This window comes from Glutamicibacter creatinolyticus, from assembly GCF_006094275.1.
In the GTDB taxonomy this organism is placed as follows: domain Bacteria; phylum Actinomycetota; class Actinomycetes; order Actinomycetales; family Micrococcaceae; genus Glutamicibacter; species Glutamicibacter creatinolyticus.
Window position 1 is genome coordinate 2,100,844 of the sequence record NZ_CP034412.1, and the last position, 26,373, is coordinate 2,127,216.

At 66.3% G+C, this 26,373-nt stretch carries 19 protein-coding genes; 2 read left to right on the top strand and 17 right to left on the bottom strand.

Features of this window, described 5'->3' with window-relative positions; translation table 11 throughout:
- Position 1: 1 nt before the first annotated feature.
- From GcLGCM259_RS09595 to GcLGCM259_RS09610, 4 genes are all read right to left on the bottom strand, one after another.
- A complete protein-coding gene (locus GcLGCM259_RS09595) occupies positions 2-4,798 on the bottom strand; it encodes an NAD-glutamate dehydrogenase (RefSeq protein ID WP_138926478.1) in 4,797 nt (1,598 codons plus the stop codon).
- Positions 4,799-4,923: 125 nt separating this feature from the next.
- A complete protein-coding gene (locus GcLGCM259_RS09600) occupies positions 4,924-6,165 on the bottom strand; it encodes a CpaE/TadZ family protein (protein ID WP_138926479.1) in 1,242 nt (413 codons plus the stop codon).
- Positions 6,162-6,836: a CpaB family protein gene (locus tag GcLGCM259_RS09605; protein ID WP_138177539.1), complete on the bottom strand. Its 675-nt coding sequence runs from the start codon at positions 6,834-6,836 to the stop codon at positions 6,162-6,164. The genes GcLGCM259_RS09600 and GcLGCM259_RS09605 overlap by 4 nt, the downstream gene beginning before the upstream one ends.
- A gap of 114 nt (positions 6,837-6,950) precedes the next feature.
- Entirely contained in the window at positions 6,951-7,508 is a 558-nt protein-coding gene (locus GcLGCM259_RS09610; protein WP_138177537.1) for a hypothetical protein, read from the bottom strand.
- A 119-nt stretch (positions 7,509-7,627) separates the two neighbouring features.
- On the opposite strand from GcLGCM259_RS09610, the gene GcLGCM259_RS09615 reads away from it, so the two are divergent.
- Together GcLGCM259_RS09615 and GcLGCM259_RS09620 are read left to right on the top strand one after the other, a co-directional pair.
- Complete coding sequence (locus GcLGCM259_RS09615; RefSeq protein WP_138177535.1) at positions 7,628-8,353, top strand: LysM peptidoglycan-binding domain-containing protein; 726 nt, start codon at positions 7,628-7,630, stop codon at positions 8,351-8,353.
- A 52-nt stretch (positions 8,354-8,405) separates the two neighbouring features.
- Entirely contained in the window at positions 8,406-8,924 is a 519-nt protein-coding gene (locus tag GcLGCM259_RS09620; protein WP_054820954.1) for an Rv3235 family protein, read from the top strand.
- A gap of 1 nt (position 8,925) precedes the next feature.
- On the opposite strand, the gene secA is transcribed toward GcLGCM259_RS09620, so the two are convergent.
- The 13 genes from secA to GcLGCM259_RS09685 form a co-directional block, all read right to left on the bottom strand.
- A complete protein-coding gene (secA, locus tag GcLGCM259_RS09625) occupies positions 8,926-11,610 on the bottom strand; it encodes a preprotein translocase subunit SecA (protein ID WP_138177531.1) in 2,685 nt (894 codons plus the stop codon).
- Between the two features lie 80 nt (positions 11,611-11,690).
- Entirely contained in the window at positions 11,691-12,941 is a 1,251-nt protein-coding gene (locus GcLGCM259_RS09630; RefSeq protein WP_138926480.1) for a winged helix-turn-helix domain-containing protein, read from the bottom strand.
- 6 nt (positions 12,942-12,947) lie between these two features.
- Positions 12,948-13,646 (bottom strand): ribosome hibernation-promoting factor, HPF/YfiA family, encoded by a 699-nt coding sequence (hpf, locus tag GcLGCM259_RS09635; protein WP_138177527.1) that lies wholly within the window; start codon positions 13,644-13,646, stop codon positions 12,948-12,950.
- Between the two features lie 184 nt (positions 13,647-13,830).
- Complete coding sequence (locus GcLGCM259_RS09640; RefSeq protein ID WP_138926481.1) at positions 13,831-14,652, bottom strand: ComF family protein; 822 nt, start codon at positions 14,650-14,652, stop codon at positions 13,831-13,833.
- Between the two features lie 18 nt (positions 14,653-14,670).
- A complete protein-coding gene (locus GcLGCM259_RS09645; RefSeq protein ID WP_175419384.1) occupies positions 14,671-16,383 on the bottom strand; it encodes an LpqB family beta-propeller domain-containing protein in 1,713 nt (570 codons plus the stop codon).
- A gap of 38 nt (positions 16,384-16,421) precedes the next feature.
- Positions 16,422-18,293: an MtrAB system histidine kinase MtrB gene (mtrB, locus tag GcLGCM259_RS09650; protein ID WP_138926483.1), complete on the bottom strand. Its 1,872-nt coding sequence runs from the start codon at positions 18,291-18,293 to the stop codon at positions 16,422-16,424.
- Positions 18,290-18,970, bottom strand: a complete 681-nt coding sequence (gene mtrA / locus GcLGCM259_RS09655; protein ID WP_138177519.1) for an MtrAB system response regulator MtrA — start codon at positions 18,968-18,970, stop codon at positions 18,290-18,292. The genes mtrB and mtrA overlap by 4 nt, the downstream gene beginning before the upstream one ends.
- A 152-nt stretch (positions 18,971-19,122) precedes the next feature.
- Positions 19,123-20,235 (bottom strand): uroporphyrinogen decarboxylase/cobalamine-independent methonine synthase family protein, encoded by a 1,113-nt coding sequence (locus tag GcLGCM259_RS09660; protein WP_138926484.1) that lies wholly within the window; start codon positions 20,233-20,235, stop codon positions 19,123-19,125.
- An 18-nt stretch (positions 20,236-20,253) separates the two neighbouring features.
- Positions 20,254-20,625: a chorismate mutase gene (locus GcLGCM259_RS09665; protein WP_054822019.1), complete on the bottom strand. Its 372-nt coding sequence runs from the start codon at positions 20,623-20,625 to the stop codon at positions 20,254-20,256.
- Between the two features lie 89 nt (positions 20,626-20,714).
- Positions 20,715-22,391, bottom strand: a complete 1,677-nt coding sequence (locus GcLGCM259_RS09670) for a dipeptide ABC transporter ATP-binding protein (protein WP_138177515.1) — start codon at positions 22,389-22,391, stop codon at positions 20,715-20,717.
- On the bottom strand, positions 22,388-23,371 hold the full coding sequence (locus GcLGCM259_RS09675; protein WP_138177513.1) for an ABC transporter permease: 984 nt from the start codon (positions 23,369-23,371) through the stop codon (positions 22,388-22,390). The genes GcLGCM259_RS09670 and GcLGCM259_RS09675 overlap by 4 nt, the downstream gene beginning before the upstream one ends.
- Before the next feature lies 1 nt (position 23,372).
- Positions 23,373-24,464, bottom strand: a complete 1,092-nt coding sequence (locus GcLGCM259_RS09680) for an ABC transporter permease (RefSeq protein ID WP_054821394.1) — start codon at positions 24,462-24,464, stop codon at positions 23,373-23,375.
- A gap of 141 nt (positions 24,465-24,605) precedes the next feature.
- Positions 24,606-26,243, bottom strand: a complete 1,638-nt coding sequence (locus GcLGCM259_RS09685) for an ABC transporter substrate-binding protein (protein ID WP_138926485.1) — start codon at positions 26,241-26,243, stop codon at positions 24,606-24,608.
- Positions 26,244-26,373: the final 130 nt, after the last annotated feature.

Consider the following 26,373-nt stretch of genomic DNA (forward strand, 5'->3'; position numbering starts at 1 on the left):
GTTACTTCCTCCGGACGATGGAACGCAGCAGGCGAAGTGCGACGGACAGCGAGGCCATGTCGTCGCGTTCCAGGTTGTTGACCTCCTGGAACATGTTCTTCGCACGATCAAGGTTAGCCGTGTTGGCTTCCTCCCAGGCCGCAACACGCGCGTCGGCGTCCTGCAGGTCTCCGGCCGCGTCCAGCACGTCCCCGGTCATGTCAATGATCGTGGAGTACAGGTCATCGCGCAGCGCGGCACGGGCCAGTGCCTTCCAGCGGTCGGTGCGCGGCAGCGCGGTGATCCGGTTCAGCAGGGCGTCGACCTCGAACTTGGCGTACAGCGCGAAGTAGGTGGTGGCCACCTGCTCGGTGTCGGCGTCGTTGCGGAAGATGTAGTCGGCGATGTCCAGCAGGGCATAGGACTCGAACTGTCCGGCCCAGTGGATCGCCTGCTCCTCGGTCAGCCCGTGCTGGATGGCATCTTCACGCCAGGTGGCGAAGCGGGCGGCATCCACCCCGCGCAGCAGCTGCGGCAGCTGGGCGCGCAGCTTCTGCACCTTGGCGGCGTAGCGTTCCACCATTTCCCCGACGCTCAGTTCCAGGTCCACATGGTTCAGGAACCAGCGGGTGGTGCGGTCCAGCAGACGGCGCAGGTCGTGGTGCTGGCGCGACCAATAACCGATGTCCTGCCCGGCCGGCTGCAGGTTGATTTCCTGGAACCAGCGTTCGTACTCGTAGATCTCCCGCAGCGCGCAGAAGACCTTGGCGATCTGCGCCTCGGTGGCCCCGGTTTCCTCCATGGCGCGGAAGATGTAGGTGATGCCGCCGATGTTCACGATTTCGTTGGCCACCACGGTCGCCACGATCTCGTTGCGCAGCGGATGGCTGTCCAGTTCTTCCCCGAACCGCTCGGAGAGCTGGCTCGGGAAGTAGCGCTTGAGGGTGGCGAAGAAGTAGTCGTCCTCGGTCAGGTCCGATTCGGCCAGCGCCTGGGCCAACTGGATCTTCGCGTACGCGGTGATCACTGCCAGTTCCGGGGTGGTCATGGATCCGCCCGAAGCGCGCCGGGCCTCCAGTTCGCTGTTCGAGGGCAGGAACTCCAGCTCACGGTTCAGATCCGCGTGCTCCTCCAGCCAGTCCATCAGCCGTTCGTAGGCCGGGGTCCAGGTCTTGGCCGCGTGCTTTTCGTTCAGCAGCAGCACGTTCTGGTTGAAGTTGGTCTCCAACACCAGGTCGGCGACGTTGTCGGTCATCGAGATCAGGAAGTCCGCACGCTCGGCAGGGTCGATGGCCCCGGCCTTGACCTGGCGGTCCACGAAGATCTTGATGTTCACCTCGCGGTCGGAGGTGTCCACGCCGGCCGAGTTGTCAATGGCGTCGGTGTTCAGGATGACCCCATTGGCCGCGGCCTCGATGCGGCCACGCTGGGTCATGCCCAGGTTGCCGCCCTCACCGATGATGCGGGCCTGCACCTGGCGTCCGTCCACGCGGATGGCGTCGTTGGCGCGGTCCCCGACCTGGCCGTGGCTTTCGGTGCTGGCCTTGATGTAGGTGCCGATGCCGCCGTTGTACAGCAGGTCGACCTTGGCCGAGAGGATCGCCTTGAGCAGGTCGTTGGGCGCCATCGCGGTGGTGTCATCGGGCAGGCCGAGCAGCTCGCGGACTTCGGCGCTGACCGGCACCGACTTCAGCGACCGGGAGAATACCCCGCCGCCGGCGGAGATCAGGTCCTTGTTGTAGTCGGCCCAGCTGGAGCGCGGCAGGTTGTAGAGCCGCTGGCGTTCGGTGAAGGCCGCCTCAGGCTCCGGGTTCGGATCCAGGAAGATGTCGCGGTGGTCGAAGGCGGCCACCAGCTTGATGGTCTTGGTGCGCAGCATGCCGTTGCCGAACACGTCACCGGACATGTCCCCGATGCCCACGGCGGTGAACTGTTCGCTTTGCGAGTCCACGCCGAGTTCGAAGAAGTGGCGCTTGACCGATTCCCAGGCACCGCGGGCGGTGATGCCCATGCCCTTGTGGTCATAGCCCACCGAGCCGCCCGAGGCGAACGCGTCGCCCAACCAGTGGCCCTTTTCCTCGGAGATTGCGTTGGCGGTGTCGGAGAAGCTCGCGGTGCCCTTGTCGGCGGCGACCACCAGGTAGGTGTCATCCCCGTCGCGGCGCACCACGTCCACCGGCGGCACCACCCGCTGGCCCTGCTCATCGGTGATGACGTTGTCGGTCAGGTCCAGCATGGTGCGGATGAAGATCCGGTAGGAGGCCTTGCCCTCCTCCATCCAGGCGCCGCGGTCCACGGCCGGGTTCGGCAGCTGCTTGGCGTAGAAGCCGCCCTTGGCGCCGGTGGGCACGATCACCGAGTTCTTCACCATCTGCGCCTTGACCAGGCCCAGCACCTCCGTGCGGAAGTCTTCGCGGCGGTCCGACCAGCGCAGGCCGCCACGGGCGACGGCGCCGAAGCGGAAGTGCACGCCCTCCACGCGCGGGGAGTACACCCAGAACTCGTGCTTGGGGCGTGGGAACGGCGCGAAGTCGATCTCATTCGGGGCCAGCTTGAAGCCCAGCGCGTGCCCGGCGGCATAGTAGTTGGTGCGCTTGGTCGCCTCGATGACCTTCACGAAGCGGCGCAGCAGCTTGTCGGCATCCAGGGTCGGCACGCTTTCCAGGGCCGCGCTGATCTTCTGGTGGGCTTCCTCGCGGGCCGCCTCGGACTCCTCGGCCGAGAGCTTCGGGTCGAAGATGGCGTGGAAGAGGCTCACGATCCCGTGGGTGACTTCGGCGTTGGAGACCAGGGTGCTGGCGATGAAGTCGGTGGAGTTCGGAACCCCCAGCTGCAGCAGGTAGTGGGCGTAGGCGCGCAGCATGGCCACTTCGGTCCAGTGCAGTCCCTCGCGCAGCACCAGGGCGTTCAGCTCATCGGATTCGGCGGCGTTGCGCACCACCGCCGAGTAGGTTTCGGCCAGCAGGTCCTGGACGGCGGAGAAGTCGATGTCCTCATCGACCTTCAGGCCCAGGTCGTAGATGTAGCGCTGTTCGCCGTCCTGCGGCTGCAGCTCGAAGGGCCGCTCGTCCACGACTTCCAGGCCCAGGTCCTGCAGCACCGGCAGGATGCGCGAGAGCATCAGCGGACGGTTGACGTAGATCTTCATCCGGACGCTGACCGGGCTGTCCTCATGCTCGTCGGTCGGGGCGTAGAAGGAGACGACCGGACCTTCCTGGGCCGGCTCATCGAGCTGGGCCAGGCGTTCAATGTCCGCCAGCGCATCCTCGATCTCGAACTGGACCTTGTAGGACTCGGGGAAGGCCTCGGACCAGGACCGGGCCAGGTTGCGGGCCTCGTTGGCTTCCAGGCGCTCGTGGGCCGCATCGTGCACCGCTTCACCCCAGGAACGCACCGCGTTGGCGATGCGGGTCTCCAGGTGCTTGCGGTCCACCACCGGGGCCAGGCCGTGGCGCTGCAGACGGATCCGGTAGAACAGGCGGATCAGAGCCGAGTCGCTCATCAGCACGTCGTATTCCATGGAATCCGGGTTGAAGGACTGCTTGAGCACATCCTCGATGCGCTGGCGGACCAGGGTGGAGAAGCGGTCACGCGGCAGGTAGACCATCACGGACATGAACCGGCCGTAGTCATCGGGGCGCAGGAAGACGGAGGTGCGGCGGCGCTCCTGCAGGCGCAGGATGCCCATGGCGGTGTTGGTCAGGTCCTCCACGGAGATCTGGAACAGCTCATCGCGTGGGTAGGTTTCCAGGATGGTGACAATGTCCTTGCCCGAGTGCGAGTCCGGGGCGAAGCCGGCGTGCTTGAGCACTGCGGCGACCTTTTCGCGCACCAGCGGCACGGCGGTGACGCTTGAGGTGTACAGGCTGGAGGAGAACAGGCCGATGAAGCGGCGTTCGCCATTGACCTCCCCATTGGCGTCAAAGCTCTTGACACCCACATAGTCCAGGTAGGTGCCCCGGTGCACGGTGGAGCGGGCGTTGGCCTTGGTGATCACCAGGGCGCGCTTGTCGCGTGCCGTGGCCCGGCCGCGCTTGGTCAGGTGCAGCGGGCCGCGGTCATCGGCGTCGCGCATCAGGCCCAGGCCGCTGCCCCGGCGGGCGCGCAGCACGTCCTCGCCGTGCTCGGTGACCAGCTCGTAGTCGCGGTAGCCCAGGAAGGTGAAGCGGCCATCGGCCATCCAGTTCAGCAGTTCCACGGCCTGATCAAGGTCCGGGATGTCCTCGGCTCCCACGGTTTGGGGCAGCGTGGCGGCGATTTCGTGGGCACGGTCCATCAGCTTCGGCCAGTCCTCGACGGCCATGCGCACGTCGCTGAGCACGGACTGCAGGCCGGTGGTGACTTCCTCGGCCTGCTCCTCGCTCATCTCGTGGTCCAGTTCCACGGAGATCCAGGATTCAACCTCGGTGTTGCTCCCGGCCAGATTCAGGGTGCTCAGGTCGGCGAGCGCGGCAGTGTCGCCGCTGGCCACATGCTGGGCGTCGGTGGGGGTCAGTGACTTGATTTCACCGGTCTCGGTATCGCGGGAAACCACGAAGGTGGGGTGCACGACCAAGTGGATCGGGCATTTCTGGCGCACCAGCTCAGTGGTCACGGAATTGACCAGGAACGGCATGTCGTCGGTGACGATGTAGACCACGGAGCTGCCGGCACTGGACTTCACCACGACATTCGCGGTTTTCGGCTGCCTAACGAACCCGATACCCAGGTGGGCCGCCACCCGCTCCTCCAGCTCTCCGGGCTGGTAGGCGGCAAAGTCCTCCCTGGCGATTTGACTATAGTACTCACTGATCAGGTCGTTGGTGAGTGTCGCATTCATAAATGCTTCTGACACGGCCGATTCCGACGAGTTCAACTGAACGCCTCCAAGAGTGAAGATCAACGATTCGCCCCATTGCGAATGCACGATGTCTACCAGCCTATCGCGTTTTTCCCGCCGATTTCCTACACTCTCTCGCGCCCCGGCTTCGGCTTCGGTGTGGTTGCCCGAAATGGTAGTTTCTTGCCGGCCAGGGCGCGGATTTCTGAGCGTAGTGCGCAACGTGGTGCCAACTCCAACAATGAGCTTCCGGCCAGCACCGCAGCCTGGCAAACCGAGTGGTCATCAGGCAAAAAACCGAGGATGGGATAGGAGGGCCCGAAGCGCTCCCAGGCCTCCGCAATGCCGCGGCGCGGGGCCCTGCCGGAGGAAGCCGAGCCGACCTTGTTGAACAGGATCCGCAACTGTGGGTGCAGCTGCGCCTCAGCCAGTTCATCCAGGGCCCGGATGGCCCGGGGAATGCCCACACTGTTCGCGGCCACGACCATGATCACCTCGTCGGAAAAGCGCAATGCCTCCACGCTGACCCCGTTGCGCTGCGGGGCGTAGGTGTCGAAGCTGAGCTGTTCGTCGGTTTCCACCGGGGCGGCCACGTCCAGGATGACCCGGTCATGGTGTTCCTTCAGTACCGCCACGGCCCGGCGCAGCGAGGCGGCCCGCACCTCGGGCCAACGACTGGCGCGCGGGATTCCGCTGGCCACCTTCAAGGTGGAGGATCCGACCTGGATTGTGGTCAACACCGCTTCAAGGCGGGCAGCATCGAAGTGCCCGGTGTCCACAACCCGGCACAACTGTGCCACCGCTGCCGCCTCATCGAGCATTCCCAGCTGGATGGCCAGGGATGAGGCGTAGGTATCGGCATCGATGAGGACCACCGATTCGCCGGCGGCTGCCGCCTCCACCGCGAAATTCAGCGCCAGCGTGCTGCGCCCCGGGGAGCCGGCCCCACTCCAGAAGGTGCTCACCCTTCCCGGTTCGCGCCCTGACTCCGCTCCCATTAGGCCCTGGCCCAGGGCGCCGCCAGAGGGCCGGTCCAGCTCCCGCTCGCGCAGCCCCTGGGCGATCAGGGTTTCCAGTTCGGCGGCGCTGCCGCTGGGGGCGGCGGAAATCACCCCGGGGATCGGGGAGACCTCGGTGTCCAGCAGCACCAGCACCACGTCACGTTCCTGCACGTAGTCGACCTGCTCCATGGCCGGCATCAGGCCCGGTTCGGCAACCAGCAGCACGTCCACCCGATTGGAGGTGCAGGCCGCAACCGCCTCGGGGATCTCCTGGCAGACCCGCACCACCATCAGCTCCCCGCGGTAGCTCTCGATCCGGCGCACCAGATCGGGGTCTTGGCCAAGGACCACCACCGAGATGCTCATGAGGATTCACCGGCCGGGTTGTACACCACAATGATCCGTGATTCATTGGCCAATGCCTGCAGCAGGGGTTCAAGATAGGCCGGTTCCACCAGCAGCTCCAGGTTGACGGCACTCTGCCCGACCAGTCCAGCGGCTCGTTCGGTGCGTGCCGAAACTTCCACGAGGTTCGCCAGCAGTTCCGGGGTTCCATAGCTGGCGGTACCCGGCTCCCGCTGGGCGATCCACACGTCGACCCTGCTGCCGGGGGTGATGGCCGGGGACAGGTCCACCGGCAGGTCAATGTTGATGGGCCGTCGCGAACCCAGTTCACTGCGGGTGACGAAGTCCTGGGCGATCAGCTGCCCGGAGCCGATGAAGGTGTTCGCCCGGGCATCCTGCAGGTGCTGCGCCTCGGCCGGCACATAGTGCTGCATGGAGTCACCCAGCTGCACGTGGGCAACCTCCAGGTTCTCTTCACCCAGCGGCTCACCCAGCGTGATGTCCTGCTTGGCCACATACACCGCTGTGCGCTCATCCATGGAGTTGACCAGCACCACGGTGCCGGTCACGGCGGCCGCCACCAGCAGCAGGCCCAGCAGCAGCCGCGGTTCCTTCCATCTGGCACGGCGCACCCGGGGGCTGACCGGTACCGTCTGGTGCTTGCTGCGCGCCTCGGCAACCACGGCGTTCACCTCATTTGAGAACCTGCATGTTGTGCGGTGAGCCTAATGGAAGAACGGGCAACTGTGAAGGGGCGAATCCAGGATTGTGGATTTCGTGGGCGCTGGCAGGGACCCGGCGGGGCCTCAGTGCCGGTGTTCCAGCATCAACCAGCCCAGCGCGGTGTGCGGGATGAGCAGTTCGGAGGTAATGCTGCGCGGGCGGGCATATTCGTCCCGCGCGTGGGTGCCCAGCACGATGAAGTCCTGGGCTGCCTGCAGTAGTGTCCCCTCCCCCAGGAGTTGGCCATCAGTCCCGTGCACCTGGACCGGGTTCCGGTCGCGTAGCAGGGCACGCAACACCGCCGCGAATCTTGCGGCCGCAAGTTTCACCGTCTCGCTGTGCGCGGAAGGCTTGGGCGGCAGGGCTACCGTCTGCACGGCGGCGGCGCGGATGAGCCAGCGGGTCGCGGACTCTTCCAGGCACAGGTAGTCATTGCCAACCGGCCCCAGCCGTGCCGTGAGCTCCTCGCCCCCGGCCAGCCGGAGCGACAAGCGCCGGCCCTGGCAGGTCAGCAGCCGTTCGGCCAGTGTCTGCCGCGCCTGCTCCACCCGAACCGATTCGGCGATTTCCGCTCGCAGGTCTTCTGCCAGCTGTGCCTGCAGCTGGGATTCAAGATCCGCAAACAAGGATTCCCATCGCATGTCCACACCCTACGGGCCTCCACAATTTTCAACAAGAGCCTTCCCTTAATCAACTTCAAGTGTCATCATCTTATTCAAATGACATCAAATGCCATTAAACAACAAAGGATGTGGTTGGGATGTGGCAGAAACGGCTGGCTGCCTCGCTGGTAACCGTGGCTGTGGCGGCGGCGCTGATCAGCCTGCTCTGGCTGCATCGGATGCTCTCTGGCCTTGAGCCGCAACGGTGGAGCAGCTGGCACCTGCCTGTCTCCTGCGGCCTGTTCCTGCGCGCACTGACCTTGTTCCTCATTGGCTACCTGCTCTGGCTCTGCCTGGGCTGGCTCGCGCACTTGCTCTCACGCACGGCGGCCCTTCGAGGTCATCAGCGCTTGGCGCTGATGCTGGGAAGGGTGGGTCCGCGGTTTTTGCGACGCCTCTACATTTCCGGGCTGGGGGTTGGACTGGTGACCGCCATGCCGCTGGGGACCGCTGCCGTGGCCGCTCAGGCCGCCGCCAATACCATTCCCGGTCCCGGCCTCCCTGTCGGTGCAGGGACATCGGATGACCGGAGGGAACCGGGCGTACCGGTGCCCACCTGGAACGCGCAGCGCACCGCAATTCCCCTCGGCCGCACCCTGGGTACTCCCCCGGGCGCGGCGCAGTCCCGGCCCGTGGTGCAGGAAGTGATTATCCGGCACGGAGACACCCTGTGGGACATCGCCCGGACCCGGCTGGGCGAAAGCGCTTCCATCGGTGACGTGGCCGCCTACTGGCCACGCATCCATCAACGCAACCGGGACGTGATCGGTGCCGATCCGGATCTTCTACAGGTCGGCATGGTGCTGCACCTGCCCACACCCTGATACCCAGATCAGCCCCGGCCCCACGGGTTGATCCTCTTGAAAGGTCATCACCATGTCCACCACCACCCTCCACCCCAGCGTCACCTCGGTGAGCTGGCTACAACGACCCGCTGCTCACCTGACGGTGCGCCTGCAGGGCCCGGCGTTGCCACATCCGACGCGCCATCAAAGCCCGCAGGCCATTGCCAAACCCATGAACTGGATCTTCCACCGGGCCCCGGCACCGCGTACCGGCAGAATGGCCGCGGTCCAGCTGTGCCACGCCGTGGCCCGCGCCGTCTTCGAGGTGCTTTCCGGGTACCGCAGCATCCGCCAGCTCAATTTCGCGATGGAGCCAGGCTGTGTTGAAAAGATTAAACGGCAGATGCTCATCGAGACCCGCAATTTCACCACCACCGCGCAGCCGGGGACCACCCACGGCTGTGTGCGCACCATCCGGATGGAGCAAACCCAGTCCGGGGCCTATGAATGCGCTGCGGTTCTGGCCTTTAAGCACCGCGTCCGTGCCGTGGCTCTTCGAATCGAGCCCTGGCACGGACGCTGGCAGGTGACGGAACTGGAAGTGCTCTAGGTCAGCGGCGCTTCTTGTTCTTCTTGGACTTTCCGGCCCCAGCCCCGGCAGCGGCCTTGGGCTTGGAGGACTTGGCCTGCTCGCGGGTGGTGCTGGCCTCCCCGTCCTCATCCGGTCCGGTGAACTGCAGGTTCTGCGGTTGCGCCGGAGTGCCCAGCGCCTCGCCGATCGCCTCCGGTTCCTTCTGCCCGGCGGGCAGTTCCAGGTGGAATAGGGTGCCGATGGAATCCTCGCGGATGCCTTCCATCATGGTCTGGAACATGGTGTAGCCCTCGCGCTGGTATTCCACCAGCGGGTCACGCTGTGCCATGGCACGCAGCCCGATGCCCTCCTTGAGGTAATCCATCTCGTACAGGTGTTCCTGCCATTTGCGTCCAATGGTCGAAAGCACGACGCGACGCTCCAGTTCGCGCATGGTCTGCGAACCGACCGCCTCTTCGCGGGCCTGGTACTGCAGGCGCGCATCGGAGAGGACTTCCTGCTCAATGAACGCCGGGGTCAGGTGGGAGACGCCGCCGGCTTCCTCGGCCACCTCATCAACGGTCAGCGAGATGGGGTAGAGCTGCTTGAAGTTGGTCCACAACTGGCGCAGATCCCAGTCATCCGGGTTGCCGGACTGGGTGGCTTCGACAACCATCGCCTTGACGACGTCCTCCAGGAAGTGCTCCACCTTCTCGTGGATGTCATCGCCTTCCAGGATGCGGCGGCGGTCGGTGTAGATCGCCTCGCGCTGGCGGTTCATCACGTCGTCGTACTTCAGCACGTTCTTGCGCTGTTCGGCGTTGACGCCTTCAACCTGCGCCTGGGCGGATTCAATGGCCTTGGAGACCATCTTGGATTCCAGGGCCACGTCATCGGGCATCGAGGGATTGTTCATGATCCGCTCGGCCATGCCGGAATTGAAGCGGCGCATCAGGTCATCGGTCATCGACAGGTAGAAGCGGGATTCACCCGGGTCGCCCTGGCGCCCGGCACGACCGCGCAGCTGGTTGTCGATGCGCCGCGACTCGTGGCGTTCGGTGCCCAGCACGTACAGTCCGCCCAGCTCGGCGACTTCCTTGGCTTCGCGGGCCACGGTTTCCTTGGCCTTGGCGAACACCTCGTCCCATTCGGCCTCGTACTGTTCGGAGTTCTCCTGCGGGTCCAGTCCGCGGCGTTCCATTTCGGCCACCGCGATGAACTCGGCGTTGCCGCCGAGCATGATGTCGGTACCGCGCCCGGCCATGTTGGTGGCCACGGTGACCCCGCCCTTCTTACCGGCCATCGCCACGATGGCCGCTTCACGGGCGTGGTTCTTGGCGTTGAGCACCTCGTGGCGCACACCCTGCTTGGCCAACAGCCTGGAAAGGTATTCGCTCTTTTCCACGCTGGTGGTGCCCACCAGGATCGGCTGGCCGCTCTGGTGGCGTTCGGCGATGTCGGCGACGACGGCGTCGAACTTGGCGATCTCGTTCTTGTAGATCAAATCCGACTTGTCTTCGCGGATCGCCGGACGGTTCGTGGGAATTTCCACCACGCCGAGCTTGTAGGTGCCCATGAACTCGGCCGCCTCGGTCTGGGCGGTGCCGGTCATGCCCGAGATCTTCTCGTACATGCGGAAATAGTTCTGCAGGGTGATCGTGGCCAGGGTCTGGTTCTCGGCCTTGATCTGCACGCCTTCCTTGGCCTCGATGGCCTGGTGCATGCCCTCGGAGTAGCGTCGTCCGGGCAGGGCACGGCCGGTGTGTTCGTCCACGATCATGACCTCGCCGTTGACCACGACGTAGTCCTTGTCGCGCTTGAACAGCTCCTTGGCCTTGATGGCGTTGTTCAAAAAGCCGATCAGCGGCGTGTTGGCCGCCTCGTAGAGGTTGTCGATGCCCAGGTAGTCCTCGATCTTCTCGATGCCCGGCTCCAGCACACCCACGGTGCGCTTCTTCTCATCGACCTCGTAATCGGATTCGCGCTCCAGGCGGGTGACCATCTTGGAGAATTCGGTGTACCAGCGGTTGACATCGCCCGAGGCCTGGCCGGAAATGATCAGCGGGGTACGGGCCTCGTCGATCAGGATGGAGTCGACTTCATCGACGATGACGAAATGGTGTTCGCGCTGGACCAGTTCTTCCTTGCTCCAGGCCATGTTGTCGCGCAGGTAGTCGAAGCCGAACTCGTTGTTGGTGCCATAGGTGATGTCCGCGGCGTACTGCTTGCGGCGCTTGGCGGGATCCATGTTGGCCAGGATGCACCCGGTGCTCATGCCCAAAAAGCGGAAGACGCGGCCCATCAGGTCGGACTGGTATTCGGCCAGGAAGTCGTTGACGGTCACCACGTGCACGCCGCGGCCGGTCAGGGCGTTGAGATAGGCCGGTGCGGTGGCGACCAGGGTCTTACCTTCACCGGTGCGCATTTCGGCGATGTTGCCCAGGTGCAGGGCGGCACCGCCCATCAGCTGGACATCGAAGTGGCGCATCCCCAGTACGCGGTCGGCGGCTTCACGCACCGCGGCGAAGGCTTCGGGAAGCAGCGAATCCAGGGTCTCGCCTTCGGCGTACCGTGCCCGGAACTTATCGGTTTCCCCGCGCAGTTCCTCATCGGACATGTCGCGAAATTCGCCTTCCAACGCATTGATTGCGTCGGCGTAGACCCGCAGCTTCTTCAGGGTCTTCTTGTCGCCGGTACGCAGAATACGTTCTAGCAATGATGCCACGTGGTAGCTCCCAATATCTCAAGCACAGTAAATTCTGGCGGTTTACAGTCTACGTGAGTAATTTGAACTGCAAACTCATTTCAGACCGAGGCCTGGTGTTTCGCGGACAACCGCCATGGGCTGCACAGCACCCGCTCAGTTCCCACGGTAACCGATGAGAGTCCAAGCCACCGTGCCATCAGCCACAGTTCGGCGTCGGTCCCCTGCAACACCGATTCGGTGGGGGCCGCTTCGAAATGCACGGATTTCACCTGCAGCTCCCCGAGCTTGCGGTCCGCCTTCAGATCCACCCGGCCCACCAGGTCGTCGCCGTGCAGGATGGGAAAGACGTAATAGCCGTACCGGCGTTTGGGTTCGGGCACATAAATCTCGATGCGGTAATGGAATCCGAACAGCTTCTGCAGTCGGCGCCGGTTGAAGATCATGGAGTCAAACGGCGAAAGGATGCGGGTGGTACGTGACCGGCGGGTGGCAATCACCAGCCCGGGGCGCAGGTAGAAGTCTTCGGTGAGCGATTCAACCCGGCAGCGTTGCAGCTCACCGGCATGCACCAGTTCGTGGACCATCGTTTTGACCGGGGCGGCGGGGAGCCGGAAATACTCGCTGACGCAGTGCAGGCTGGCCACCCCCAACGCGTCCACGGCGGCCAGCACCAGGCGCCGCAGGGATTCCTGCGCCGAATGGGCTGGCTCCAGGTACTGTGCCTGGATGACGGTGCTGGCCGGGGCGAAGCGGCGTTCAAAGTGCTGGTTGCGCCCCAGCGAGAGAATCCGGGTTTGCCAGAACAGTGATTCGGTGACCAGTTTCGTGTCGTTCCAGTTCCATCCCCAGTGGTCCTTGTCCGTCGTGGCCGGGATGTCCAGGGCCTGGCTGATTTGGCGGGCCGAGGAGCCGGGGTTGGAGTCCAGGAATTCCAGGACCGGGGCGACCAGCTGGTGCTGTTCGGGGGTGAAGCGGTGGGAGGCGTCGGCCCAGTGCCGCGGACGCCAGCGCCGCAGGTCCCCCACCAGGTCGCTGCGCACGTAGCTGGCTTCGTGGGACCAGTACTCGGTGACCGGGCTGGCCGCTCCGGCCACCAGCCGGTCCAATTGGGCGCGGCTGTAGTCCCCGAGTCGGGCGAATACCGGCTGGTAGTGGGCGCGGGCCACGACGTTGACCGAGTCGATTTGGGTTTGCGCGATCTGCTGGTAGACCTGCAGGATTTTTGCCCGTCCGCTGCGTGCGGGGCTGCGTGTCCCGGACAGGCCCTGGGCGGCCACGGCGATCCGTCGAGCCTGTTGCAGGCTCAGGTCGCTGTGGCCGCCCATGGTCATAATGACGTGGTGTTCCACCGCCTGCTAGGCGTCGGTGGACACTTCGGAGTCACGGTAGCCGCGGACCTCGGTCGGCAGCTCATCGTCTTCATTCAGTGACGGATCCAGGGTGAGCACGCCGTACTGGTACTGGTGGCGGCGGTACACCACCGAATGTGACCCGTTGGCTTCGTCGATGAACAGGTAGAACGGGTGTCCCACCAGTTCCATGCGGTCCACGGCGTCGTCGATGCTCATGACCTCGGCAGGGAAGACCTTGCGGCGAATCACCACCGGGGTGTACTGCGAATCCTCGCTGTTTTGCGCGGCTTCCTCGGCGGCCTGGTTTTCCATGGCCTGTTCGACCAGGGTCTTTCCGGCGCCTATCGTCGGCAAGCCGCTGGTGGCCTGGTGGACGGCGACCGGGGTGTGATTCCCGCGGTGCACCTTCTGCTTGTCCCGCGCCTTGCGCAGGCGCTCCAGCAGCTTGGAGAAGGCCACGTCGAATGCTGCGAACTTTTCTGCGCCGGTGGCTTCGGCGCGAATCGCCGGTCCTCGGCCAACCACGGTCAATTCCACGGACAAGGCGGTGGATTGGTTGCGGGCGTGGGGTTCCTTCACGACTTTGACGTCGATCCGCTGCACCTTGTTGGTCAGTTGCTCGATCTTGACCATTTTCTCGTCCACGTATTCGCGGAAACGATCGGAAACGGTGACGTTACGGCCGCTGTAGTTCAGCTCCATGGTGTCCTCCAAAATAGAGTCGGGTGACACAACAATCCAGGGATTTTCCAGCCCCTGGACTGAAGATGGGCCTTACGCTGCATCTGCGATGCAACCCATACTTCACCATATGCCACTTCGTGTGGATTCCACTACTTACCGCCCAGATTTCTTATCGCGTTCAGCGAAACCGACGCTTCAGCGGCTACCTCGTTTCGGTGCTCGGTGGCGGTGTCAAGGCCAGGGCGACCGCTCCAATCACCCGGTACCCGGCCGCCCGGCAGGCGTTTGCCGCGGCGATGAGGGTGGCACCCGTCGTGACCACGTCATCCACCAGCAGCACCTGCTGTCCGGGCCGGGCGGCGTCAAAGGCGTATAGTGCCCCACCGCTGCTGCGCCGCTGGGAGCGGCTCTTGCCCTTCTGGGCCCCGGCAGGACGCAGGGAGAACCGGTGACGCAGGATCGGCCGGCAGCTCAGCCGGGCGGGGATCAGCCCGTCGGCCTGGGCCCGGCACAGGATTCGTTGCACCGGCCAGTATCCGCGCCGGGTCCGCGCGGCCGGTGAGGAGGGAACCGGCACCAGCCACACCTGCTCCCCCGGAACGCACGGTGGGCTCAGCGCGGCGGCGGCGGCCGCCAGGTAGGGCGCGAACTGCGCGGCGAGGAATACCCGCTGGCGGTTCTTGAACGCCAGGATCGCCTGGGCCAGCTCGTTGGCGTAGAGCCCGGCGGCGCAGACCAGGAACAGTTCCTGGTGCTGGGGCAGTTCCAGCCGGCAGCGCAGTGCCGGGCCCAGCGGAGGCAAATGCAGCTGGGCGACCAGTTGCCGGGCACACCGCGGGCAGAGCCGGTGATCGGGGGCTTGGCACAGTGCGCAGCTGGTGGGCAGCAGCAGGGCTGCAAGCTCGCGCAGGCCAAAGGCGGCGGCGCGCGCCGGGGTCAAGGACAGGGCCCGGTCCACCCAGGCCGCCAACGGGGAACCCATGGCGCCCAGTGTGCGCTGCCCGGGCACGGCAGGTGCCAGCACGGCGGCCGGTTGGGGATGCTAGCCGGGGTAGGACACGTCGGCGGCGAAGTCATCGAGCTTGCGCCAGGTGTTGCCCACCCGGGTGTGCAGGTCCTCCGGGGTTCCGGCGTAGACCGGGCGGCGATCGCCGGGGCCGGCGGCCAGGGACACCATGCCCAGCAGCGGGGAGAACGGTTCGGAGCCCGAGGAGAAGGTCAGCAGCTCGGCTTCCACCGATTCGGTGCGGCTGAACCTGGCCACGATGATGGACTGGTCCGAGTTCCACAGCGCGGTGTTCACCGGAACACTGGGGAAGATCTCCATCGGATGCTCACTCAGTCCCCGGGGCACCCCGTCGGCGTCGCGCACCACGCCGCTGACCAGAACCCGGGTCTGTGAACCATCACGCACCACCAGCAGCGCCCGGGCCCCGTCCCGGGAAATCCGCAGCGACTGCACCTGTTGGCCCTTGAGCCAGTCCACGCTGATCGGCCGGGTTTCCCCGGAGACCGCCGGATCGGCGGGGGCCACCAGGATGGGGGTCTTGGCGGAATTATCCGCGGTCCAGGTCCACCCGGCCACATCCATGGAGGGGCGCAGCAAATTGGTGCCGGTCGCGACCTGGCGGACCCGGCCGTTTTCATCCACGGTCATCAGTGCGCTGCGTTTGCCGTTCAGGAACGCGTAGCGGTTGCCCACCGGCGACATCGCCGGGTCGCGGGGCGAGTATTCGGACAGGTCCGGCACCCCGCCCACCGGGATCACGCTGCCGCCCTTGACGTAGACCAAGGACCCCTCGTCGATGCCGATCAGCGTGTCCGGGGTGCTGGGGTTGCGTTCGGCCTTCTCGAATTCCGGCGGCACCTGTTCCAGGTTCACGTCCGCTTCCTCGGACTGCATCTGGACGCGTTCCACGGAGGTCAGTTCGTCCAGCGAGGCGACCAGCTGCTGCTGCATCAGCTGCTTGGCCAGGTCGGTGCTGTCCACGAAGGTCTCGGCGTTCAGGTCCACCGTGGCGGTGCCGTCCTTGACCGGGACCGCCGGGCGCACCAGGGAGCTGGCCGAGGAGAACGCGGAGACGACCGCGTTTTCCAGGTAGGGGGCCGGGCCCTCCAGCAGGGCCTCGACCACGGAGGTCGCCGCACCGCTGCGGGAGGAGAACCAGCGGATGTCCGGGACCAGGTACTTGTAGCTGGCGTCGTAGAAGTACAGGGTGCGCGGGGTGAAGATCCGCTCGAAGAAGCTGCTTTCGAGCATGATCCCGTCAGGGGCCTTGGAGATGCGCCATTCCCCGTCGATTTCGCTGAGCTCCACGTCCACCGCCCGGGTGGAATGGGAGGGGTATTCGGTGCGGATCCCGTTCGCGTCGACCTCGGCGGTGATTTCCAGCTGGATGGTGTAGCGGTTTTCCGCCCCCGCCTCGATGATCGAGCTGGCGTCGTACACCAGGGTGCGGCTGCTGCCCTTCCAGGCGTTTTGCAGCTGCGGGGTCATGAACTCGCGCGCCACCGCGTAGTCCTGGGCCAGGGACACCCCGGCCTCTAAGAAGCCCTCCACGATGCCGCGCGGGCTGGAGCCCGGCTGCGGTCCCAACGCGTCAAAGCTGTAGTTCTCATCGCTTTCATCATCGGGCTGGGACTGGATCTGCTGGACCGGGGAGGAACGCGGGATGGAGGCGCAGCCGCTGAGCACCAGGACCCCGGCCAGGGCCAGGACCAGGGCGTGCAACAGCCGGGCGACGGGGAACCTCAAGGTGCCCCTCGGCCGCGGGGTGCGGGGTGCCGGTGTGCTCATGACTGATCCCCCGCATCCGGGTTGGCGGCGCCGGGCAGGTCCCTGCCCGGCTTGTCGGTGCCGGGCCGTTCGCTGCCCGGTTTCTGGGTGCCAAAGGCCCCGCGCGGGTCGATGACGTCATCGACCAGCGGTTCATCCAGCAGCAGCGGCACGAAGCCGATCTTGGGCAGCTCCCCGGTCAGCGGGAAGTGTTCCGGGATTCCGGCGGCACCCAAATCCGGCAGCACGGTGGGCTCCAGCGGCAGCGGTGAGCTGGAGATCGTGTGCCCGGCGGTACGGGGCAGGGTCAGCCGGAAGTTCGAGCCGACCCCCTCCTCGCCCCAGGCCTCCAGGCGTCCACCGTGCAGCGCGGTGTCCTCCTTGGCGATGGCCAGCCCCAGCCCGGAGCCGCCGGTGGTGCGCTTGCGGGCCGGGTCGGCGCGCCAGAAGCGGTCAAAGACGTGGGAGGCGGCCTCGGCGCTCATCCCGATGCCGTGGTCGCGCACCGAGATCGCCACCGCGTCCTCATCCTGGCCGATGCTGATGTCGATCGGGTTGCCCTCCCCGTGCTCGGCGGCGTTGAGCACCAGGTTGCGCAGAATCCGCTCGACCCGCCGCGGGTCCACTTCGGCCACGCAGCCCTCGGCGGGGGCCGAGAGGCGCAGCACCGAACCGTATTCGTCGGCGACCGGGGTGGCGGTGTCGATGACCTTGCGGGCGATCACGTTCAGGTCCGTGGATTCACGGTCCAGCACCGCCACCCCGGCATCGAAGCGGGAGACCTCCAGCAGGTCATTGAGCAGGTTCTGGAAGCGTTCGATCTGGTTGTACATCAGTTCGGCCGAACGCGAGGTCAGCGGGTCGAAGGACTCCCGGGCGTCATGGATCACCTCGGCGGCCATGCGCACCGTGGTCAACGGGGTGCGCAGTTCATGGGACACGTCCGAGACGAAGCGCTGCTGCATTGCCGAGAGCTGGTTCAGCTGGGTGATCTGGTCCTGCAGGGAGGCGGCCATGTGGTTGAAGGCGGTGCCCAGGCGGGCGACCTCGTCCTCGCCGATCACCCGCATGCGCCGGTCCAGGTCCCCGGCGGCGATCCGCTCCGAAACGTAGGCGGCGTCGGCGACCGGGCGCACCACGGTGCGGCTGACCGACCAGGAGATCACCCCGACCACCAGCAGCAGGATCATGCCGGTGAGCACCATGGCGCGGTTGATGAATTCCAGGGTGCTTTGCACGCTGGAGAGGTCATAGACCAGGTAGAGGCCGTATTCCCGGCCCGGGGGCAGCAGCACCTTGGTGCCGAAGATGATCCCCGGCGCCTGGCTGCCGGCGGTGGGGATCTCCACCGAACGCCAGTAGATCCCCGAATCGTTCATGACCCGTTCGGACAGGTCCGCCGGGATGATCCGGCTGGTCAGCTGCCCGGAGGCGGTGGGGGCCACATAGATGTTCTCATCGCCCGGGAAGGGCATCAGCACGAAGTCTCGCACCACGCTGGCCCCGTCGCCCTCCAGGGTGCTTAGCGTGCTGTTGACCAGCGACTGGGTGGAGACCCGGTCGGTGGTGGCCGCGGATTCGAAGATGGACCGGGCCTGGGTCAGCCCGCGCTCGGACTCGGTGGCGACCTGGTTGAAGCGCTCGGTGAACAGGGTGCTGGCGATCTGGTTGGACAGGAACGCCCCGGCCGCCAGCAGCGCCAGGGAGGAAAATAGCAGCGTGGACGCCACGGTGCGGTACATCAGGTGGCGGTTCCAGCGTCGGCGCACCGCCGCCAGCGGACGGCGCAGCCACAGCCGCAGCCGGTAGAAGGGTGGGGCCTTGGGAACCGCCGAGTCGCGCACGTCGACCGGGACAAGTTCGCTTCCGGTCGTGGTGCGCTGACTCAACTTGCCGATCCCGCCTTGTAGCCGACGCCGCGCACGGTCTGGATGATCGTGGGCTTCTCCGGGTCCTTCTCAATCTTCGACCGCAGCCGCTGCACGTGCACGTTCACCAGCCGGGTGTCCGCCGCGTGGCGGTAGCCCCACACGGCCTCCAGCAGCTGTTCGCGGCTGAAGACCTGCCAGGGCTTGCGGGCCATGGTGACCAGCAGGTCAAATTCCAGGGGGGTCAGCGACAGCACGCTCTGCCCGCGGGTGACCCGGTGGCCGGCCACGTCGATGGTCACATCGGCCACGTTCAGCATTTCCGGGGCGTGGGTTTCGGCCGGGCGCAACCGGGCCCGCACCCGGGCGACCAGTTCGGCCGGCTTGAAGGGCTTGGGCACGTAGTCATCGGCCCCGGACTCCAGCCCGCGCACCACGTCGGCGGTGTCGGACTTGGCGGTGAGCATCACGATGGGCACATCGGATTCGCCGCGGATCTGCTTGCACACCTCAATGCCGTCGATGCCCGGCAGCATCAGATCCAGCAGGACCAGGTCGGGGTTCGCCTCGCGGAAGGCCTCCAGCGCGCCGGAACCGTCGTAGCAGAACACCGGGTCGAACCCGTCGTTTTGCAGCACGATGCCGATCATCTCCGACAGCGCCTCATCGTCATCGACGACCAGGATCTTAGCCTTCATACATTTCCCCCTGAATAGCGACAAGCCGGCTACTGGCGCGGCCCAGCGAAACGGCAGGCAGCAAACTTACCCGCTGCTCTTTAAGATACATGAGTTCCGGGGCCTTTCTCCCGGTCAGGGCGCACCCCGGGCGTGTACTCCCGGGTGCGGGCCTAGGCGTCCACACGGGTCTGCTCCAGCGCCTGGGCGTACCCGGTCAGCGCCTGCAGGCAGCTGATCACCTCGGCGGAGCCGGAGGCGGAGAAGTCCCCGCGCGGCATCAGGCGCAGCGCCCCGAGCCGCTCCAGCCCCAGCCCCAGCATCCGCCAGGGACGCAGGATGTCCTTGACCGCCTGCACCACCCCCGGCGGCTTCTGCCCGGGCTCCAGGACCTGCAGGAAGAGCCGGCCCCCGGAATCGACCAGCGCCGCGGCCCGCTCCCAGCCGGCATGGTCCAGGCCCACCGGGTCCAGCACCAGGGCATCGATCCCGGCCTGGTGGACCAGGTCCACCCGTTCGCGCCAACGCCCGTCCTGCTGCGCCAGCTGCGCCACCCAGGACACGTTGTGGTGCTGGTTCACGTGCTCCACCAGTGCCCCCAGCAGCTGGCGCACCTCCTGGCGGGGCACCGAGCGCAGGGTGCGGTACCCGCTGGCGGTGGGCAGCGCCCCATCCAGCACGGCGCCCAGCGCCGGCTCCTCCAGCTGCACGGTGAAGTGGCGCAGCGCGGTGATCCGGGACAGGCGGGTGAGCCAGTCCCCCAGCCCCTGGGCGTAGGCCTCGATGATGTCGCGCCGGGCCCCGTGGTCGGCCACCGCCCGTTCCCCGTTGCCCAGGTGCAGGCCGGCGGCCAGCGACCAGGGCCCGAGCACGTTCAGCTTGATCCGCGCGGCCGGTTTCTTCTCCGCGCCCAGCACGTCGGCCAGCAGGTTCTCGTCACTGCGCAGCAGGCTGCGGGCGCGGCGGGCGTCCATCCCGTCCGGCACCCCAATCCGCCAGCCGTGCGGCTGCAGGTCAAAGCCCAGCTCGGTGATCATGGCGGTGCTGCGCGCCTGCTGGCGTGCCCAGACGCCGCGGTCGGGCAGCTGCGGGAAGACCGCCAGGTTCGGTTCCCCCAGTTCCCCGCGCACCACCTTGTGCACTTCCACGGCTTCGGTGCCGGCAAAGCGGGGCTGGCAGGTGACGTGCACCGCGGCCTCGGCGGCGGCCACCGCAGCGGCGGCCGGATCTGCTGCCGGGCCCGGTTCGGCGGGCTGGTTGCCGGATAGGGCTTGTCGTTCACTCATCGTGCTCACCGGGCGGGGTTACTCGTTGTTGTGCGCGTTGGAGATGTGCTGGTGGTGGCGGATCACCTCGGAGATGATGAAGTTCAGCACCTTCTCGGCGAACTCCGGGTCCAGGTGCGCCTCACGGGCCAGGTGGCGCAGCCGCTCAATCTGCGCCTTTTCCCGGTTCGGGTCGCTGGGCGGCAGCTGGTGCACGGCCTTGAGGTGGCCCACCCGCTGGGTGGCCTTGAAGCGTTCGGCCAGCAGGTAGACCAGCTGGGCGTCGAAGTTGTCGATGCTGCCGCGGATGGAATACAGCTCATCGAGCACCGCCTGGTCGACCTCGCCGTGTAGGGAGCTGGCGTGCGGGTCGAAGTCCGTGGGCAGGGGGTTCGTGTTCGGCTCGCTCATGCGCCCAGTTTACGTGGGATTAGGCCACGGCCCGCATTAAGTGACGCGCCGCCACCGGCCCCGGGGGCTGGTGGCGGCGCGTGGTGCGCTCACTGTGCCAGGTTCAGCTGCTCGATCAGCGCCCGGCGCTTGGCCTGTTCACGCGGGTCGGGCACCGGCAGGGAAGCGATCAGCCGCTGCGTGTACGGGTGCTGCGGGGCGCTGAGCACCCTGGAGCCCAGCCCCTCCTCGACCAGTTCGCCGCGCAGCAGCACCCCCACCCAGCTGGCGAGCATGTCCACCACCGCCAGGTCGTGGGAGATGAACAGGGCCGCGAAGCCCAGCTGCTGCTGCAGCTCCAGGAACAGCTCCAGCACCTTGGCCTGCACCGAGACATCCAGCGCGCTGGTGGGTTCATCGGCGATCAGCAGCTTCGGCTCCAGGGCCAGCGCCCGGGCCAGCGAGGCGCGCTGGCGTTGGCCGCCGGAGAGCTCGTGCGGGTAGCGTTCGGCGTAGCCGGCCGGCAGCTGCACCGACTCCAGCAGCCCGCCCACCCGGGCCCGGGTTTCGCGCGGGCCCAGGCTGCGGTGCACGTTCAGCGGTTCGGCCACGCACTGCCCGATGGTCAGCTGCGGGTTGAAGCTGGCGGCCGGGTCCTGGAAGACGAACCCGATCTGCTCCCGCAGCGGCTTGAAGCTGCGTTCACGGAAATCGGCCATCTCATAGTCCAGCACCCTCAGCGACCCGCCGGTCATCCGGTTCAGCCCGGCGATGGTGCGCCCGATGGTGGTCTTGCCCGAGCCGGATTCACCGACCAGCCCGTACACCTCACCGGCGTGGATCTTCAGGGACACCCCGTTGACGGCCGTGAACCCCGGCGCGCCCAGCCGCCCCGGGTAGTGCACGCTCAGGTCCCGGGCCTCGACCAGCACCGGCTTCTCGGCGTGGGCGCGGGACTCCAGGTCCTTCGAGGCGCTGGAGCGGCCCAGGTGCGGCACCGCCTCCAGCAGTGAACGGGTGTAGTCCTGCTGCGGGTTCTCGAACAGGTCCAGCGCCTTGGCCTGTTCGATCACCAGGCCCTGGTTCATCACGATCACCCGGTCGGCGATGTCGGCGACCACGCCCATGTTGTGGGTGATGATCACGATCGCGGTGCCCAGCTCCTCGCGCACCTGGCGCAGCAGCTGCAGGATTTCGGCCTGCACCGTCACATCCAGGGCGGTGGTCGGTTCGTCGGCCACGATCAGTGAGGGGCGCAGCGCCAGCGCCGCGGCGATCACCACGCGCTGCTTCTGCCCGCCGGAGAACTGGTGCGGGTAGTAGTCCACCCGGCGTTCGGGGTCCGGGATGCCGACCTGGCGCATCGCCTCCACGGCGCGGGCCTTGGCCTGCCTGCGGCCGATCTTGTTGTGCGCCCGGATGCCCTCCATGATCTGCCAGCCCACCGTGTACACCGGGTTCAGCGCGGTGGAGGGTTCCTGGAACACCATGGACACGTCCCGGCCGCGGGCCCGGCGCAGCTGGGCGCCGCTGGCGTGCAGCATGTCCTGGCCCTTGAGGTAGACCGCGCCGTGCGCCGCCCCGTTCTCGGCCATGATCCCCAGGGCGGTGCGGGCGGTGACCGACTTGCCGGACCCCGATTCCCCGACGATCGCCAGGATCTCCCCGGGCTGGACGGAAAAGTCCACCCCGCGCACGGCCGGGACCGGCCCGGAGTCGGTGACGAAGTCGATGGACAGGTCCTGGACGCTGAGCACCTGGTTCGGTTCGCTGTGGGTGTGGCTCATGCCGCGGCCCCCTTCTGGATCATGCGCTTGGCCTTCTTGCGGCTGATGCGCCGCAGCCGCGGGTCGTTCAGGTCGTTCATCGATTCACCGACCAGGGTCAGCCCCAGCACGGTCAGCACAATCGCCAGGCCCGGGAACAGCCCGGTCCACCAGATCCCGCCGGTGGCGTCGCTCATCGCCCGGTTCAGGTCAAAACCCCATTCGCTGGCGGCGGTTGGTTCGATGCCAAAGCCCAGGAAGCCGAGCCCGGCCAGGGTCAGCAGCGCCTCGGAGGCGTTCAGGGTGAAGATCAGCGGCAGGGTGCGCGTGGCGTTGCGCAGCAGGTGGGTGCCCATGACCCGCCAGCTGCTGGCGCCGATCACCTGCGCGGATTCGACGAACGGTTCGGCCTTCAGCCGGATCACCTCGGCGCGCACCACCCGGTAGTACTGGGGGATGAACACCACGGTGATGGACACCGCCGCGGCCATGATGCCGCCGAACAGGGAGGACTGGCCCTGGGAGATCACGATGGACATCACGATGGCCAGCAGCAGGGAGGGGAAGGCGTAGATGGCGTCGTTGAGCACCACCATCACCCGGTCGAACCAGCCGCCCAGGTACCCGGAGACCAGCCCCAGGAACACCCCGAGGAAGATCGACATGACCACCGCGGCGATGATCACCCAGACGGCGGTCTGCGCGCCGTACAGGGTGCGGGAGAAGACGTCGTACCCGGAGACCGTGGTCCCCCAGATGAACTTGTCATCCGGGGCCGACTGGCGCGGGAACGCGCCTGAGGCATCCCGGTTCTGGGCGAAGTCAAACGGTGCGATCACCGGGGCCAGCAGTGCGGTGAACACCAGCAGCAGGGAGAGCACCAGCCCGGCGATCAGCATTCCGCGCTGCAGCCCGGAGGACATGCGCAGGTGGGAGATCACCGGCAGGCGCAGCCACCAGGGCGCGTGGGCCTTGATTTCAGTGACGGTGGTGGTGCTCATGCTAGTACCTCACTCTCGGGTCGATCAGCGCGGCGACCACGTCCACGATGAAGTTGGTGACGGCCACGATGATGGCCAGCAGCACCACGATGCCCTGCACGGCCACGAAGTCGCGGGCGGTCAGGTACTCGGCCAGCTTGAAGCCCAGCCCCTGCCATTCGAAGGTGGTTTCGGTCAGCACCGCCCCGCCGAGCAGCATGGCGATCTGCAGGCCCATCACGGTGATGATCGGGATCAGGGCCGGACGGTAGGCGTGCTTGGTCAGCAGCCGGTACTCCCCCACCCCGCGGGAGCGGCCGGCCTCCACGTATTCGCGGCCCAGCGTGCCGATCACGTTGGTGCGCACCAGGCGCAGGAACACCCCGCCGGTGAGCAGGCCCAGGGCGATGGCCGGCAGCAGGGCGTGGCGCACCACGGCCCAGAAGGCCTCGAAGTTGCCGCTGCGCAGCGCGTCCAGCCAGTAGATGCCGGTCGGTGAGCCCAGGTTGGTCAGCTCCAGCTCGGTCTGCCAGTCCGCGCGTCCGGAGATCGGCAGCCAGCCCAGCCAGATCCCGAAGATCAGCTTGAGCAGCAGCCCGGCGAAGAACACCGGGGTGGCGTAGCCCAGGATCGCGAAGATGCGCAGCGCCGCGTCGGAGTAGCTGTCTCGGAAGCGGGCGGCCAGCAGTCCCAGCGGGATGCCCAGCAGCAGGGCGACAATGACCGCGTTGATGGACAGTTCCAAGGTGGCCGCGCCGTAGGTGATGAGCACCTCGGTGACCTCCCGGTTGTCGCTCATGGTGCGGCCCAGGTCCCCGCGCAGGATCTGGCCGAGGTATTCGAAGTACTGGACCATGATCGGCCGGTCATAGCCGGCCTCGGCGATGCGTTCGGCCAGCTGGGTGGGGGTCAGCCGCCCGCCCAGGGCCGCGGTGATCGGGTCGCCGGTGACGCGCATCAGGAAGAAGACGACGGTGATCAGGATGAACACGGTCGGGAAGATCAGCAAAAAGCGGGTGATCAGATAGCGCAGGAAGCCGCCGCCGGCTCCCTTGGACTTTTTCTTGGTCGGTGTACTGGATGTGGGTTCTTCCACAGGCAGGGTGATGGACATGGTGGTGTTCCTCTTAGGTGTTTGGTCTGCCGGCCCACGCCCCGGTGGGGGCTGGGCATGCCAAAGGGGCCTGCGGCGGATTCTCCCTGCAACGGGCCCGCAGGCCCCCTTTGGCTCATCTCAGGCCGCCTGGGCCGGGGCCTACTTGCTCAAGACGCCCATGCGGAACTTGAAGGAGGCATCCAGGGTCTTGTCAACGCCCTGCACGTCCTTGCCGGCGACCGCGACCTGGGCGCCCTGCAGCAGCGGCAGGGTGGAGAGGTCATCGGCCACCATGTCCTGCAGCTGGCCGATCATTTCGCTGCGCTTGCCTTCATCGGTTTCACCGCGCTGCTCGGAGATCAGCGAGTCAACTTCCTGGTTGTCGTACCCGTTGGACAGGAAGTTGTCCTTGGCGAAGAACGGCGCGAGGTAGTTATCGGCATCCGAGTAGTCCGGGAACCAGCCCAGCTGGTAGGCCGGGTAGTCGGTGACGCGCTGCTTCTGGTAGGTGACCCATTCGGTGGACTTCAGGTCCACCTCGAACAACCCGTCGGCTTCCAGCTGGCTCTTGACCATCGCGTACTCGTCCCCGGAGCTTGGACCGTAGTGGTCGGGATTGTACTGCAGCGCCAGCTTGACCGGGGTCTGCACCCCGGCGTCCTCCAGCACCTTCTTGGCCGCCTCGGCATCCGGGCCGCCGTCCTTGCCGTACTTTTCCTTCAGCGGCTCGGTGGCTCCGGTGAATCCCTGCGGGACGAAGGAGTAGGCCGGGGTGTAGGTGTCCTTGTAGACCTGGGTGGCGATCGCCTGGCGGTCCACCAGGTTGGCGGCGGCCTGGCGCACGGCCAGGGCCTTGGCCGGGTCGGCGTCGGCGGTTTCCTTGCCGTAGGGCATGGAGTCGAAGTTGAACACGATGTAGCGCAGTTCCCCGCCCGGGCCCTTGTGGACGGTCAGGTTATCCTGGCCCTCCAGGTCCTCGATGTCGGTGGGGGTCAGCGAACGCCAGGCCACGTCGATCTTGCCCTGCTGGATTTCCAGTTTCATGTTGTTCGCGTCCGCGTAGTACTTGATGGCCGCCTGGGAGTTGGCCGGTTCACCCAGCACGCCCTGGTATTCATCGTTCTTGCTCAGCGAGACCAGGGTGTTCTTGTTGTAGGAGTCGATCACGTATTGTCCGCCAAAGGCCTTGGCGTCCACGATTTCCTTGTCGTCGATGACCTTGTCGGCCGGGAAGACCTCGTCATCGACGATCGGGCCCACCGGGGAGGAGAGCACCTGGGCGAAGGTCTGGTCGTTGGGGACCTTCAGGGTGAACACCACGGTGGTGGCATCCGGGGCCTCAACCTTGTCCAGGTTGCCCAGCAGCGAGCTTGGGCCGTTCGGGTCGGCGATCTTCAGCTGGCGGTCGAAGCTGTGCTTGACGTCCTTGGAATCCAGGTCATGGCCGTTGGCCCACTTCAGCCCCTCCTTGAGCTTGACCGTGTACTCGGTCGGCGAAGTGAAGTCCGCGCTGGCCGCGATGGCGGGCACCGGGTCCGGGGAGCCGGGCTCGTTGTTCAGCAGGAACGGATAGATCTGGTTCATGACCATGAACGAGCCGTTGTCGTAGGACGCGGCCGGGTCCAGTGAGGTGACCTTGTCGGTGGTGCCCAGCGTGATGACCGCGCTGCCGCCGCCCTGATCCCCGGACTGGCCCTCCTCCTGGGAACCGGAAGGGCCGGTGCAGGCACTCAATGCCAGCGCACTGGCCGAGAGGATGACCGCGGCCCGCGAGAGGCGCGAAAACTTTGATGACATTTCATATCCTTCGCATAGTGATGCAAGTGACCCCATTGGGTGTTCAGGGTCACACCCAAGTCAACTATACGACACTTCTTTCACGTTTCTGTGTCGCGCATCACGCCGATTGTGTGAAGGATCCGGGCCG

Excerpts from the sequence above, each read along its gene's own strand:
- mtrA (WP_138177519.1), bottom strand. The coding sequence starts at position 18,970 with ATGAAGGCTAAGATCCTGGTCGTCGATGACGATGAGGCGCTGTCGGAG.
- GcLGCM259_RS09615 (WP_138177535.1), top strand. The coding sequence starts at position 7,628 with ATGTGGCAGAAACGGCTGGCTGCCTCGCTGGTAACCGTGGCTGTGGCG.
- GcLGCM259_RS09670 (WP_138177515.1), bottom strand. The coding sequence starts at position 22,391 with ATGAGCCACACCCACAGCGAACCGAACCAGGTGCTCAGCGTCCAGGAC.
- GcLGCM259_RS09660 (WP_138926484.1), bottom strand. The coding sequence starts at position 20,235 with ATGAGTGAACGACAAGCCCTATCCGGCAACCAGCCCGCCGAACCGGGC.
- GcLGCM259_RS09665 (WP_054822019.1), bottom strand. The coding sequence starts at position 20,625 with ATGAGCGAGCCGAACACGAACCCCCTGCCCACGGACTTCGACCCGCAC.
- GcLGCM259_RS09610 (WP_138177537.1), bottom strand. The coding sequence starts at position 7,508 with ATGCGATGGGAATCCTTGTTTGCGGATCTTGAATCCCAGCTGCAGGCA.
- GcLGCM259_RS09595 (WP_138926478.1), bottom strand. The coding sequence starts at position 4,798 with ATGAATGCGACACTCACCAACGACCTGATCAGTGAGTACTATAGTCAA.
- GcLGCM259_RS09680 (WP_054821394.1), bottom strand. The coding sequence starts at position 24,464 with ATGTCCATCACCCTGCCTGTGGAAGAACCCACATCCAGTACACCGACC.
- hpf (WP_138177527.1), bottom strand. The coding sequence starts at position 13,646 with ATGGAGCTGAACTACAGCGGCCGTAACGTCACCGTTTCCGATCGTTTC.
- GcLGCM259_RS09600 (WP_138926479.1), bottom strand. The coding sequence starts at position 6,165 with ATGAGCATCTCGGTGGTGGTCCTTGGCCAAGACCCCGATCTGGTGCGC.
- GcLGCM259_RS09675 (WP_138177513.1), bottom strand. The coding sequence starts at position 23,371 with ATGAGCACCACCACCGTCACTGAAATCAAGGCCCACGCGCCCTGGTGG.
- GcLGCM259_RS09685 (WP_138926485.1), bottom strand. The coding sequence starts at position 26,243 with ATGTCATCAAAGTTTTCGCGCCTCTCGCGGGCCGCGGTCATCCTCTCG.
- GcLGCM259_RS09620 (WP_054820954.1), top strand. The coding sequence starts at position 8,406 with ATGTCCACCACCACCCTCCACCCCAGCGTCACCTCGGTGAGCTGGCTA.